This window comes from Aquariibacter albus, from assembly GCF_014145335.1.
Lineage (GTDB): Bacteria > Pseudomonadota > Gammaproteobacteria > Burkholderiales > Burkholderiaceae_C > Aquariibacter > Aquariibacter albus.
In genome coordinates, this window is sequence record NZ_JACIVI010000001.1 from 1,427,309 (window position 1) to 1,439,655 (window position 12,347).

The 12,347-nt window shown below is 70.4% G+C and carries 11 protein-coding genes; 3 read left to right on the forward strand and 8 right to left on the reverse strand.

The features are described from left to right. Positions 1-52 precede the first annotated feature (52 nt). Together H4F90_RS06570 and rsgA are read left to right on the forward strand one after the other, a co-directional pair. Positions 53-1,348, forward strand: coding sequence for a M48 family metallopeptidase (locus tag H4F90_RS06570; protein ID WP_182662572.1), 1,296 nt, complete (start codon positions 53-55; stop codon positions 1,346-1,348). Continuing rightward, positions 1,345-2,367, forward strand: coding sequence for a ribosome small subunit-dependent GTPase A (gene rsgA, locus H4F90_RS06575; protein ID WP_182662574.1), 1,023 nt, complete (start codon positions 1,345-1,347; stop codon positions 2,365-2,367). Before H4F90_RS06570 ends, rsgA begins: the two co-directional genes overlap by 4 nt. A gap of 41 nt (positions 2,368-2,408) precedes the next feature. Here rsgA and H4F90_RS06580 read toward each other — a convergent pair whose 3' ends face one another. The 3 genes from H4F90_RS06580 to H4F90_RS06590 are packed head-to-tail and all read right to left on the reverse strand — an operon-like array spanning position 2,409 to position 5,871. Continuing rightward, positions 2,409-3,677 carry a TIGR03790 family protein gene (locus H4F90_RS06580; RefSeq protein ID WP_328700833.1) on the reverse strand — a complete coding sequence of 423 codons (1,269 nt, stop codon included), beginning with the start codon at positions 3,675-3,677 and terminating at the stop codon, positions 2,409-2,411. After that, the gene (locus H4F90_RS06585) at positions 3,670-5,097 is read right to left on the reverse strand and encodes a lactate utilization protein B (RefSeq protein WP_182662577.1); all 1,428 of its coding nucleotides are present in this window, start codon (positions 5,095-5,097) and stop codon (positions 3,670-3,672) included. Before H4F90_RS06585 ends, H4F90_RS06580 begins: the two co-directional genes overlap by 8 nt. A gap of 3 nt (positions 5,098-5,100) precedes the next feature. Further along, positions 5,101-5,871 (reverse strand): (Fe-S)-binding protein, encoded by a 771-nt coding sequence (locus H4F90_RS06590; protein ID WP_182662579.1) that lies wholly within the window; start codon positions 5,869-5,871, stop codon positions 5,101-5,103. 92 nt (positions 5,872-5,963) lie between these two features. Between H4F90_RS06590 and H4F90_RS06595 the strand changes: the two genes are divergently transcribed. Continuing rightward, on the forward strand, positions 5,964-6,734 hold the full coding sequence (locus tag H4F90_RS06595) for an IclR family transcriptional regulator (RefSeq protein WP_182662580.1): 771 nt from the start codon (positions 5,964-5,966) through the stop codon (positions 6,732-6,734). Positions 6,735-6,752: 18 nt separating this feature from the next. Here H4F90_RS06595 and pbpG read toward each other — a convergent pair whose 3' ends face one another. The 5 genes from pbpG to H4F90_RS15510 form a co-directional block, all read right to left on the reverse strand. Next, positions 6,753-8,081 carry a D-alanyl-D-alanine endopeptidase gene (gene pbpG / locus H4F90_RS06600; protein WP_407926161.1) on the reverse strand — a complete coding sequence of 443 codons (1,329 nt, stop codon included), beginning with the start codon at positions 8,079-8,081 and terminating at the stop codon, positions 6,753-6,755. A gap of 169 nt (positions 8,082-8,250) precedes the next feature. After that, positions 8,251-9,792 (reverse strand): 2-isopropylmalate synthase, encoded by a 1,542-nt coding sequence (locus H4F90_RS06605; RefSeq protein WP_182662582.1) that lies wholly within the window; start codon positions 9,790-9,792, stop codon positions 8,251-8,253. A gap of 230 nt (positions 9,793-10,022) precedes the next feature. Then, a complete protein-coding gene (pssA, locus tag H4F90_RS06610; RefSeq protein WP_182663102.1) occupies positions 10,023-10,811 on the reverse strand; it encodes a CDP-diacylglycerol--serine O-phosphatidyltransferase in 789 nt (262 codons plus the stop codon). A 59-nt stretch (positions 10,812-10,870) separates the two neighbouring features. Continuing rightward, a complete protein-coding gene (locus H4F90_RS06615; RefSeq protein WP_182662584.1) occupies positions 10,871-11,515 on the reverse strand; it encodes a phosphatidylserine decarboxylase in 645 nt (214 codons plus the stop codon). A 137-nt stretch (positions 11,516-11,652) separates the two neighbouring features. Then, positions 11,653-12,234 carry a superoxide dismutase gene (locus tag H4F90_RS15510; protein ID WP_235971971.1) on the reverse strand — a complete coding sequence of 194 codons (582 nt, stop codon included), beginning with the start codon at positions 12,232-12,234 and terminating at the stop codon, positions 11,653-11,655. Between the last annotated feature and the right edge of the window lie 113 nt (positions 12,235-12,347).

Genomic DNA, 12,347 nt, shown 5'->3' on the forward strand with positions numbered 1-12,347 from the left:
TGCGGCGCCGCGCGAGCTCGGGGCATTGTGGGCCAGCCCTTAAACTGGATCGATGCATCCCCTGGCCTTCACCGCCCTCTTCGCCACCTTCCTGCTGGCCTCGCTGGCGCTCAAGCTCTGGCTGGCGACGCGGCAGATGCGGCATGTGGCCCGCCACCGCGGCCAGGTGCCGGCGGCCTTCCAGGGCGTGATCAGCCTGGCCACCCACCAGCGGGCGGCCGACTACACCCTGGCCAAGGGTCGCTTCGGCCTGGTGCAGATCGCCTGGTCCACGCTGCTGCTGCTGGGCTGGACCCTGCTCGGCGGCCTGGAGGTGCTCAACCAGTTCCTCGCGATCCAGGTCGGCGATGCGCTCGGTCCGGTCGCCCACCAACTGCTGCTGCTGGCCGCCTTCGCCCTGCTGAGCGCGCTGCTGGAGGCGCCGCTCGATGCCTGGCACACCTTCCGGCTGGAACAGGCCCATGGCTTCAACCGCATGAGCCTCGGCCTGTGGCTGGGCGACCAGCTCAAGGGCCTGGCGGTCGGTGCGGTCTTCGGCGGCGCGATCGCCGCCCTCATCCTCTGGCTGATGGGCGCGGCCGGCCCGGCCTGGTGGCTGTGGGCCTGGGGCGCCTGGATGGGCTTCAACCTGCTGATCCTGGTGCTCTACCCGGGCGTGATCGCGCCACTCTTCAATCGCTTCGAGCCGCTGCAGGACGAGGCCGTGAAGCGCCGGGTGCAGGCCCTGATGGCGCGCTGCGGCTTCAGCGCCCAGGGCCTCTATGTGATGGACGGCAGCCGCCGCTCGGCCCATGCCAACGCCTACTTCACCGGCTTCGGCGCGGCCAAGCGGGTGGTCTTCTTCGACACCCTGCTGGGCAAGCTCAGCGGGCCCGAGCTGGAAGCGGTGCTGGCCCATGAGCTGGGCCACTTCAAGCACCGCCACGTGCCCAAGCGCATCCTGGGCATGTTCGCGCTCAGCGGCCTGGGCTTCGCGCTGCTGGGCTGGCTGGGCCAGCAGGCCTGGTTCTACACCGGCCTGGGCGTGACACCCCAGCTCGCCCTGCCCAACGACGCGCTGGCCCTGCTGCTCTTCCTGCTGGTGGGGCCGGTGTTCAGCTTCTTCCTCGGGCCGGTCTTCGCGGCCCTGTCGCGGCGCGACGAGTACCAGGCCGATGCCTATGCCGTGGCGCAGACCGACGCGGCCGACCTGCGCGCCGCCCTGCTCAAGCTGATCGAGGACAACGCGGCGACCCTGACGCCCGACCGGCTTTACGCGGCCTTCTACTACTCGCACCCGCCCGCCGCCGAGCGCCTGGCCGCCCTGCAGGCCCTCGGCGCGACCCCGCAGCCGGCGCCGGCTGCGTGAAGCGCGCCCGCAACGAGCGTGGCGGCCGCCCGGCCGCCGCCCCCGAGGACCTGCAGGAGGGCCGGGTGATCGCCGGCCACGGCCGCCACCACAGCGTCGAGACAGCCGAGGGCCACCGGGTGCTCTGCACCTCGCGCGGCAAGCGCAACGAGGCCGTGGTCGGCGACCGGGTGCGCTGGCGGCCGACGCAGGACGGCCCGGCCGGCGCGGCCGAGGGCCCCGAGGGCGAGGTCGCCCAGGGCGTGATCGAGGCCGTCGCACCGCGCCGCAACCTCTTCTTCCGCCAGGACGAGCTGCGCACCAAGAGCTTCGCGGCCAATCTGGATCACCTGCTGGTCTGGATCGCGGTGGAGCCGGTCTTCAGCGAGATGCAGCTCACCCGCGCGCTGATTGCCGCCGAGGCCGCGCGCATCCCCGTGACCCTGGTGCTCAACAAGACCGAGCTGCCCGGGGCCGACGCGGCCCGCGCCCGGCTGGCGCCCTATGCGGCCATGGGCTACCGGGTGATCGACGGCGCGCTCAAGCCGCGCGACCCGGCCCGGGCCGCCGGCCAGGCCGAGGCCCTGCTCGCCCGGCTGCGGCCGCTGCTGGGCGGGGCCACGCTGGTGCTGGGGCCCTCAGGCAGCGGCAAGAGCACGCTCATCAATGCCCTGCTGCCCGAGGCCGAGGTGCTGACCGGCGAGATCTCCACCGCCCTCAACAGCGGCCGCCACACCACCACCCACACCCGCTGGCACTGGCTGAACCGCGTGCCCGGCACGCTCGACGGCGCCGCGCTGATCGACTCGCCGGGCTTCCAGGAATTCGGCCTGCGCCACCTCGCGCCCGAGGACCTGGCCGGCTTCATGCCCGACCTGCGCCAGGCGGCCGAGGCCGGCTGCCGCTTCCACAACTGCAGCCACCGCCACGAACCCGGCTGCGCGGTGCGCGCGGCCCTGGCAGCGGGCCGCATCAGCCCGCTGCGGCATGAGCTCTACCAGAGCCTGCGCGAGGAGCTGGAGGCACCGCCGCGCTACTGAGCGGCGCGGGCCCGCTGCCGGACGTCGCGCGCGGGCCCCGCTCAGCGCCGCGCATAGGGCGCCGCCAGCGGTTCGCCGATGAACAGGCTCTGGCCCGGCCAGGCCACGCTCTTCCAGTAGGCCTCGATCGCCGTCGCACCCTGCAGGTAGTGCAGCAGCAGCAGCTGGGGATGCGGGAATTTCTGGACGTGGTTGCAGGGCTCGCTGACCGTGCCGTGGCTGGCCGTGGCCCCCGCGGCGATCCAGGCCAGGGCCGTGCTCTGGCCGTGATGGCCGTCGAGCGCGCCGCCCCAGGAGGTCAGGTGGTCGGCCAGCGCGCCGGGCACGAAATGCAGCTTGTCGAGTGCCGGCAGCTGCGCCAGACCCATCTGGGCAATCAGCACCCGCGGCAGCTCGGGCGGTGGATCGGCCGGGGCCTGCACGACGTCCAGCGGCAGGCCGCGCATCGGGCCGGCCGGCGGGTAGAGCGCGGACCGCACATCGCGCCGCGCATCGCCGCTGCGCAGCAGGGCCAGCTGCACCGGGGGCGCGCCACGCAGGCCGAGGCGGCCGTCGGCGGCCACGCCGCGGTCGATCAGGGCGCGCGCCGCCGCCTCGTCGGGCGCGGCCAGCAGCATGGCCGGGCGCAGGCCCAGCTCGGCCGCCGGCCGGGTGCTGGCGCTGTTGAAGTAGGGCGAGGCCAGCGTCGCCGCGCAGGTCTGCGCGCAATCGACCGCCTGCGGGCCCAGCGCGAGCGCACCGGTGATCGATGCGCAGCCGACGGCATAGGGCTGCTGCCAGGCCAGGGCCAGGGCCTGGACGCGGCCTTCGCCGGGCGGACCGAAGCGGCTGGCGATGCGCTGGCGCAAGGCCTCGAACTCCTCGCCGCTGAGCGTGCTGCGCAGCGGCAGGCTGACCCTCAGCACCTGCTCGGGCCGCAGGCTGCGGGCGGCGATGTAGTGCGCGCCGACGGCAAGGGAGTAGGGGTCGGCGGTGTTGATCAGCAGGCCGAGATCGGCCGCATGCAAACGACCGCGCAGGCGCGGAACCCGAAGTGCCGGGAGGGCGGGGCTGCGCGAAGGCTCGACGGCGGCAGGTCCCGCGGACGGCGTCTCCGAGGCCCGGCCGGCCGCGGCTGGGAAGGGCGCCGGCCGTTCGGCCGCGGCGCTTGCCGGCCGGGGCGTGTCGGCAGCCGCGGTCTCGCTGGCTGCGGCCGGACCGGCCAGTGCGACCAGCCCCAGCGCCACGCGGCACAGGGTCCGCAGCAGGCGGCCCCGCAGCAGCAGGACGGCCTCCGCAGGCCGGCGGACCAGGCCCCGGAGCTCAGCCACCCCGGGTGTCGCGACGGGCGCGATAGAGATCGCGGAAGGTGCGGCCGGCAGGCGCCGGCAGGTCGCGACCGACCGTCCAGCCCCTGGCGCCAGGCAAGTTTCGCAGCCGGCCGTCGGGGGCGAGCGCGGCCAGCAGCCGCACCGCGAGGCGGCTGGCGACGCGGTAGAGCGCCGGGCGCCGGGCGAGCCAGCCCCAGGCCGCCAGCAGCGCACGCTCGCCGCGCGGGCGCAGGCCGCGGTCGAACTGGCGCTCGCGCAGCTTGCGCAGCAGCTCGGGCAGCGGGATCTTCATCGGGCAGACGACCTGGCACTGGCCGCAGAGCGTGGCGGCATGCGGCAGGTCCAGCGTCTTCTCCAGGCCGACGTAGCTGGGCGTCAGCACCGAGCCCATGGGGCCCGGGTAGACCCAGCCGTAGCTGTGCCCGCCGATCTTCTGGTAGACCGGGCAGTGGTTCATGCAGGCACCGCACTTGATGCAGCGGAGCATGTCCTGGAATTCGCCGCCGATCAGGCCGGTGCGGCCGCCGTCGAGCAGGATCACGTAGTTGTGCTCCGGCCCGTCGGTCTCGCCGGGCGCGCGCGGGCCGGTCAGCAGCGAGAAGTAGTTGCTGATCACCTGGCCGGTGGCCGAGCGCGGCAGCAGGCGCATCACGGTGGCCAGGTCATCGAGCGTGGGCAGCACCTTCTCGATGCCGGTGATGGCCACGTGCACCCGCGGCAGCACGGTGCACAGGCCCTCATTGCCCTCGTTGGTGACGAGCGCGACCGAGCCGGTCTCCGCGACGACGAAATTGCCGCCGGTGATGCCCATGTCGGCGGCGAGGAAGCGCTCGCGCAGCACCTCGCGCGCCTCGCGGGCCATGCCGGCGATGTCGTTCTCCCAGCCCTCGGGCCGTTCCCGGAGGTGCTCGCGGCGGAACAGCTCGGCAACCTGCTGGCGGTCCTTGTGCACGACCGGCGCGATGATGTGGCTGGGCGGCTCGTAGTCGTTGATCTGCAGGATGTACTCGCCCAGGTCGGTCTCGGTGACCTGCACGCCGACCGCCTCCAGCGCAGCGTTGAGCGCCATTTCCTCGCTGACCATGCTCTTGGTCTTGGTCGCGCGCTGGACGCCGTGGCGGCGGGCGATCTCCACGACCAGGGCCGAGGCTTCCTGTGGGGTCTCGGCCCAGAGCACGGTGCTGCCGCGGCGACTGGCTTCGGCCTCGAAGGCCTCCAGCCAGCCATCGAGCTGGGCCAGCGCGGCATTGCGGCGGCGGACGGCCTCGCTGCGGATGGCCTCGAAGTCGGCGAGCTCCTCCATGGCCGCGGCACGGGCGGTGACGAACTTGCCCGCCAGCTTCTTGAGGTTCTGCTGCAGGCGGACGTCGGCCAGGCGCTGGCCGGCGCGGGCCTTGAAGTGCATGGCCTGGACTTGCATGGCTCAGCCTCGGTCGGGAGAGGACGCGTCGCCGGCCAGCAGCTCGGCCCAGTGCAGCACGCGCGTCTGCGTGTCGCCACGGCGACGCAAGCGGCCCTCGATGTTCAACATGCAGCCCAGGTCGCCGAGCACGACGGCCTGGGCACCGCTCGCGGCGATGTGGCCGCATTTCTCGTCGACGATGGCCGTAGAGATCTCGCCGTACTTGATCGAGAAGGTGCCGCCGAAACCGCAGCACTGCTCGCAGGAGGCCATCTCGCGCAGCTCGACGCCGGGCAGGCTGGCGATCAGGCGGCGCGGCTGCTGCTTGATGCCCAGCTCGCGCAGGCCCGAGCAGCTGTCGTGGTAGGTGGCCACCCCCTGGAAGCGTTGCAGGGTCGGGTCCTCACGCAAGGCGGGCGGCAGCTCGGTCCAGCCCAGCACGTCGACGAGAAAGCCCGAGAGCTCATGGATGCGCGGCTGCAGGGCGGCATGGCGACGCGACAGCTCGGGGTCGCTGGCAAAAAGCTCGCCGTAGTGCGCGACGATCATGCCGCCGCAGGAGCCCGAAGGCAGCACCACATGGTCGAAGCGCTCGAATTCGTCGAGCATCTTCTCGGCCAGGTCGCGCGCCGTGGCGCGGTCGCCGCTGTTGTAGGCCGGCTGGCCGCAGCAGGTCTGGGCCATCGGCACCTCCACCTGGCAACCGGCGGCCTCCAGCAGGCGCAGGGCGGCGAAGCCGATCGAGGGGCGCATTGCATCGACCAGGCAAGTGATGAAGAAACCCACGGTCATCAACCCATTATGGGGCGGGGCTCCTCATCCGTTCCCGCCGCCGGGACGTTTCGCGATGCAAAATCGGGCCCTTGTTTTGCTTGCCCTCCGCCATGAACCGCACCGAGAACCCGACCCCGACGATCCAGGTCATCGAACGCATGTTCTCCCTGATCGACGTGCTGGCGCGGCATCCGGATCCGGTGTCGCTGAAGGTGCTGTCCGAGCAGACCGGCCTGCATCCCTCCACGGCGCACCGCATCCTCAACGACCTGGCCGTGGGCCGCTTCGTCGATCGGCCCGAAGCCGGCAGCTACCGTCTCGGCATGCGGTTGCTGGAGCTCGGCAACCTCGTCAAGGCGCGACTTGATGTGCGCGAGGCGGCGATCGGCCCGATGCGGGAACTGCACCGGCTCACCCAGCAGCCGGTCAACCTGTCGGTGCGCCAGGGCGACGAAATCGTCTACATCGAGCGAACCTACAGCGAGCGTTCGGGCATGCAGGTCGTGCGCGCGGTGGGGGGCCGTGCCCCCCTGCATCTGACCTCGGTCGGCAAGCTCTTCCTCGCCCACGACGATCCGCAGCGCGTGCGGGCCTATGCGACCCGCACCGGCCTGGCCGGCCACACCCGCAACAGCCTGACCGAGCTGGCAACGCTGGAGCGTGAGATCGCCCGCGTCCAGAGCAGCGGCGTCGCACGCGACAACGAGGAACTGGAACTGGGCGTGCGCTGCATGGCCGCCGGGATCTACGACGACCAGGGCAAGCTGGTGGCCGGGCTGTCGATCTCGGCGCCCGCCGACCGGCTGGAGGAGAGCTGGCTGGAGCGCCTGCGGACGACGGCCAGCGAGATCTCGCTCAAGCTCGGCCACCAGCCGGCTTGAGCGCGAAGGCCTGGAGGCTCAGGACGTGAACCTGCGACCTTCGCTCGCCTGGCCCGTGCGCTTGAGCGGCGAAGGCCGGGACGAGGATTCGACCCAGCGCCGTACCCGCTCGGCATCGCCGATCCGCGAGTACTTGCCGGCCGAGTCGAGGAACACCAGGATCAGGTCCCGCCCGGCAAGCCGGGCCTGCATGACCAGGCAGCGCCCCGCCTCCGAGATGTAGCCGGTCTTCTGCAGGACGACGTCCCAGGCCGGGTTGCGCACCAGGCCGTTCGTGTTGCGGTACTGAAGCTCGCGCTTGCCCACCGCGACGCGATGCTCGGGCGAGGTCGACAGCGAGCGCAGCAGCGGATGCTCCGCGGTGGCACGCACCAGCAGGGCAAGGTCACGCGCGCTGGAACGGTTCTGGCTGGACAAGCCGGTCGGCTCCACGTAGCGGGTGTCGGCCATGCCCAGGACGGTGGCCTTGGCATTCATCGCGCGGACGAAGGCAGGCAGGCCGCCGGGGTAGTGGCGGCCCAGCGCATTGGCCGCCCGGTTCTCGGACGACATCAGGGCCAGATGCAGCATCTCCCCGCGGCTCAGCTGGGTCCCGGGTTGCAGGCGGGAACTGCTGCCCTTCTCGGTGTCGATGTCATCGGTCGAGATGCTCAGCATCTCGTCGAGGGGCTGGCCGGCCTCCAGGACGACCAGCGAGGTCATCAACTTGGTCAGCGAAGCGATCGGCAGCACGGCCTCGGCGTTCTTGGCGAGCAAGACCTCCTGCGTCGCGGGATCGATCACCAGGGCGGCATTCGACTTGAGGGCCTGCAGGTTGAACTCCGGCAGACTGGCAGCCGGCGGATGGAGGGCCGCGAGCGACGCGGCCGACCGATCGTGCAGGGTATCGACGGCGGCCGCATGCTGAACCGTGCCCCCGGTGCTGGCCGGGGCAGAGGACTCGCCCAGCTGGGTCGACAGCTTCAGCGGGTGGCTGAGCACAGCGGCCGTCGACGGCGAGGCCGCAGCCAGGACACGCGGACCGCCCTTGGCGCGGGGCGCGGGGGCCGCCCGCGAGACGCTCGCCTTGCGGCCGGGCCGGCGCGCTTCGGCCTGTCGATCGCTGCCGCTGCGCCGGGCCTTGATCTCACCCGCCGGACGTCGAAGCTGGACGGCGCTGCCCTTGCGGCGGCTGCTTGCTTCGCCGCGACGCTGCGGCGTGGGGCGGCCCTCACTCGCCTTGCGCGCCTCGGCCGCCTGCAGCGGCGCGGCGGCATGGGCCGTTGCCGGAGCGAGGATGCTCAGGCCAAGTTGCAGGGCCAGGGCGATCAGGACGGGGCGCAGTCGGGCGCTGAGGGCTGGAAACACGCGAATCTCCACAAGTCGCACCAGTCTAGGGCCAGGCAAAAAGAGACACAAGATCAATAACTTGCAAAGATCACTTGAAGTGTGACCTGGGCATGTGAAACGCCACGGCACGCGACGCTTTGCACACCAGCCGGCCCGCCTGGGGTGAAGGCGGGCCGGCTGGGCTCGATCAGCCCTGGGCCGCGACCCGCTCCTGCTTGCTGTGCAGCTTGTTCAGGGCGGCGAGATAGGCCTTGGCCGAGGCCACGACGATGTCGGGATCGGCACCGACGCCGTTCACCACCCGGCCCCCCAGCTGCAGCCGAACCGTCACCTCTCCCTGCGATTCGGTCGAGCCGCTGGTGATGGCATTGACCGAATAGAGCAGCATCTCGGCGCCCGACTGGAGCTTCGATTCGATGGCCTTCAGGCTCGCATCGACCGGGCCGTTGCCCTCGCTCTCGGCCCGGTGCTCGACGGCACCGGCCGCGAAGGCCACCTGGGCGCGAGGCCGCTCGCCGGTCTCGGAATGCTGGGCCAGCGAGAGCAAGCGGTAGTGCTCCTGCTCGGCCGTCACGCTCTCGTCGCTGACCAGGGCAATGATGTCCTCGTCGAAGATCTCGCTCTTGCGGTCGGCCAGGTCCTTGAAGCGGGCGAAGGCATTGTTGAGCTCGGCCTCGCTCTCGAGCTCGACGCCCAGATCCTGCAGGCGCTGCTTGAAGGCGTTGCGGCCGCTGAGCTTGCCCAGCACGATCTTGTTGGCGCTCCAGCCCACGTCCTCGGCGCGCATGATTTCGTAGGTGTCGCGGGCCTTGAGCACGCCATCCTGGTGGATGCCGCTGGCATGGGCGAAGGCGTTGGCGCCGACCACCGCCTTGTTGGGCTGCACGACGAAGCCGGTGGTCTGGCTGACCATGCGGCTGGCCGGCACGATCTGCGTGGTGTCGATGGTCACGTCGAGACCGAAGTAGTCGCGGCGGGTCTTGACCGCCATCACCACCTCTTCGAGCGAGCAGTTCCCGGCACGCTCGCCCAGGCCGTTGATGGTGCATTCGACCTGGCGGGCACCGCCGATCTTCACGCCGGCCAGGGAATTGGCCACCGCCATGCCGAGGTCGTTGTGACAGTGGACGGACCAGATGGCCTTGTCGCTGTTGGGCACCCGCTCGCGCAGGGTGCGAATGAAGTTGCCGTAGAGCTCGGGCACGCCATAGCCGACGGTGTCGGGGATGTTGATCGTGGTCGCGCCGGCGTCGATCACCGCCTCCAGCACGCGGCAGAGGAAATCGGGGTCGGAGCGGTAGCCGTCCTCGGGCGAGAACTCGACGTCACCGACCCGGCTGCGCGCGTAGGCCACCGCGCTGCGGGCCTGGGCCAGCACCTGCTCGCGGCTCATGCGCAGCTTCTTCTCCATGTGGAGTTCGCTGGTCGCGATGAAGGTGTGGATGCGTGCACGGGCGGCACCGGCCAGGGCCTCGGCCGAGCGCGAGATGTCGCGCTCGTTGGCACGCGACAGCGAACAGACGGTGGATTCCTTGATCGCGTCGGCGATCGCCTTCACGGCTTCGAAGTCACCGTTGCTGGAGGCCGCGAAACCGGCCTCGATCACGTCGACACGCAGGCGTTCGAGCTGGCGCGCGATGCGCAGCTTCTCGTCCTTGGTCATCGAGGCGCCAGGCGATTGCTCGCCGTCGCGCAAGGTGGTGTCGAAGATGATGAGCTTGTCAGCCATGAGAACTCCGTGGTCGGGATCGGAGGAAAAGCGCCCGCCGGAAACGAAACGGCCCGCGGGCGCAAAGCACGCGGGCCGTCGAGGCATGGGATTCAGATGTGCGCCATCAACGAGCCCGCAAAGCGGCCAGCAGGCCGATTAGGCCTAGCGACAGCAGGAGGGGCTGAGCGATGAACGACATGGCTTGAATGTAGCACGCGGCTCGTGGATGGATCGCGGAGGCCGGGCGGTCAGCCATGAAGCCCGCGTTCATCGGGCTCGTCCATGGAGGTGGCAATCACGCTGACGGGCTTGCCCTTGCTGCGCTTCCACAAATAGACGGCATAGCCCGAGAAGCCGTAGATCCAGAACAGGCCGAACAGCACCGCCGGCGGATGGATGTTGATCAGCGCGATGCCGAGTGCAATCGCCACGATCACGATGAAAGGCACGCTGCGCTTGAAGCTCACGTCCTTGAAGCTGTAGAAGGGCACGTTGGTGACCATCGTCAGACCCGCATACAGCGTGACGCCGAAGGCCGTCCAGGCCAGGCCGGGAATGTCGCGGGCACCGGTCCAGCCCATGTCGTCAAGCAGCCAAATGAAGCCGGTCACCAGGGCTGCGGCGGCCGGGCTGGGGAGGCCCTGGAAGAAACGCTTGTCGACCACGCCGATGTTGGTGTTGAAGCGCGCAAGCCGCAGCGCCGCACAGGCGCAGTAGACGAAGGCCGCGATCCAGCCGGCCTTGCCCAGGCCCTGCAGGGCCCATTCGTACATGATCAGCGCGGGCGCGGCGCCGAAGCTGACCATGTCGGACAGGCTGTCCATCTGCTCGCCGAAGGCACTCTGGGTGTTGGTCATGCGAGCGACACGGCCGTCCAGGCTGTCGAGCACCATGGCGCAGAACACGCCGACCGCCGCCAGATCGAAGCGCTGGTTCATCGCCATCACGATGGCGTAGAAGCCGCCGAACAGGGCCGCCAGCGTGAACAGATTCGGCAGGATGTAGATGCCCTTGCGCCGAGGGCGGCGTGGCGGCATCGGATCCTCGGGATCCTCGTCCGCGCCCTCCGGCAGGGTGCTCAGCTCGGTGCCGCTGCTCATGGCGTGGGCAGCGTGGCCAGCACGGTGGTGGTGGCGCTGACCTTCTGGCCGGGGGCCACGCGCGGCTGGGCGTCCAGCGGCAGGTAGACGTCGACCCGCGAGCCGAAGCGGATGAAGCCGTAGCGCTGACCCCGCCTGAGCACGGCCCCGACCTGCGTGTAGCAGAGGATGCGCCGCGCGATCAGGCCGGCCACCTGGACCAGGGTCACCGTGCGGCCACCCGCATCGATCACGACCGCATTGCGCTCGTTCTCGGTGGAGGCCTTGTCGAGGTCGGCATTCAGGAACTTGCCCGGGAAGTACTGCACCGCCTTCACCGTGCCATCCACGCCCGAGCGGTTGCTGTGGACGTTGAACACGTTCATGAAGACGCTGATCAGCAGGGCGTCGCGGCCCGCATAGGGATCGTGCGCGCGCTCGACCTTGACGATGCGGCCGTCAGCCGGCGACAGCACGGCGCCGGCTTCGGCCGGCACGGCCCGCGGCGGATCGCGGAAGAACTGTACGACGAAGACCAGCAACAGCCAGGCGATGGCGGCCAGCCAGACGGGCAGGTAGGCCGAGGCGAGCAGCGCGATGACGAGCATGCCGCCGATGAATGGCCAGCCTTCACGGGCCAGCAGGGGGTGGGGGTACTCCATAGCGGGCGAGGATAACCGAGGGGGAGAGGCTCGCCTGACAGGGCCCGACCCGGGCCCCCAGGCGGCATGCGGGGCTTCGGGGCCCCAAAGCAAACCGGCCCCCGCGGGGGCCGGTCGGTCGTCGCAAGCGGCCGGGATCAGCCGAAGTTCTTGGCGGCGAAGTCCCAGTTGACCAAGTGATTGAGGAAGGTCTCGACGAACTTCGGGCGCTGGTTGCGGTAGTCGATGTAGTAGGCGTGCTCCCACACATCGATCGTCAGCAGCGCGGTGTCGGCGGTGGTCAGCGGGGTGCCGGCGGCGCCGGTGTTGACGATGTCGACGCTGCCATCGGCCTTCTTGACCAGCCAGGTCCAGCCCGAGCCAAAGTTGCCGACCGCGCTCTTGGTGAAGGCTTCCTTGAAGGCCGCGTAGCTGCCGAACTTCGCGCCGATGGCCGCAGCCAGGGCGCCGGTGGGTTCACCGCCGCCGTTGGGCTTCATGCAGTTCCAGAAGAAGGTGTGGTTCCAGATCTGCGCGGCGTTGTTGTAGATGCCGCCGCTGGACTTCTTGACGATGGACTCCAGATCCATCGATTCGAACTCGGTGCCCTTCTGCAGGTTGTTGAGGTTCACCACGTAGGCGTTGTGGTGCTTGCCGTGGTGGTACTCGAAGGTTTCCTTCGACAGGTGCGGCGCCAGGGCATCGGCGGCGTAGGGCAGGGCGGGAAGGGTGTGTTCCATGAGGGGTCCTGGCTGAGGGGGTGGCACCGGGCGGGGGCCTAGAACGGATCGTTTTGATTGTAGGCAAGGGAGGGGAAGCCCCCGGAGCCGGCCGTCCTTCACCCGGGGGGCGT

Bases quoted from the DNA above. Each gene is read 5' to 3' on its own strand.
- pssA (WP_182663102.1), bottom strand. From the start codon at position 10,811: ATGCCGCCACGCCGCCCTCGGCGCAAGGGCATCTACATCCTGCCGAAT.
- H4F90_RS06605 (WP_182662582.1), bottom strand. From the start codon at position 9,792: ATGGCTGACAAGCTCATCATCTTCGACACCACCTTGCGCGACGGCGAG.
- H4F90_RS06615 (WP_182662584.1), bottom strand. From the start codon at position 11,515: ATGGAGTACCCCCACCCCCTGCTGGCCCGTGAAGGCTGGCCATTCATC.
- H4F90_RS06595 (WP_182662580.1), top strand. From the start codon at position 5,964: ATGAACCGCACCGAGAACCCGACCCCGACGATCCAGGTCATCGAACGC.
- H4F90_RS06570 (WP_182662572.1), top strand. From the start codon at position 53: ATGCATCCCCTGGCCTTCACCGCCCTCTTCGCCACCTTCCTGCTGGCC.
- H4F90_RS06590 (WP_182662579.1), bottom strand. From the start codon at position 5,871: ATGACCGTGGGTTTCTTCATCACTTGCCTGGTCGATGCAATGCGCCCC.
- H4F90_RS06585 (WP_182662577.1), bottom strand. From the start codon at position 5,097: ATGCAAGTCCAGGCCATGCACTTCAAGGCCCGCGCCGGCCAGCGCCTG.
- H4F90_RS15510 (WP_235971971.1), bottom strand. From the start codon at position 12,234: ATGGAACACACCCTTCCCGCCCTGCCCTACGCCGCCGATGCCCTGGCG.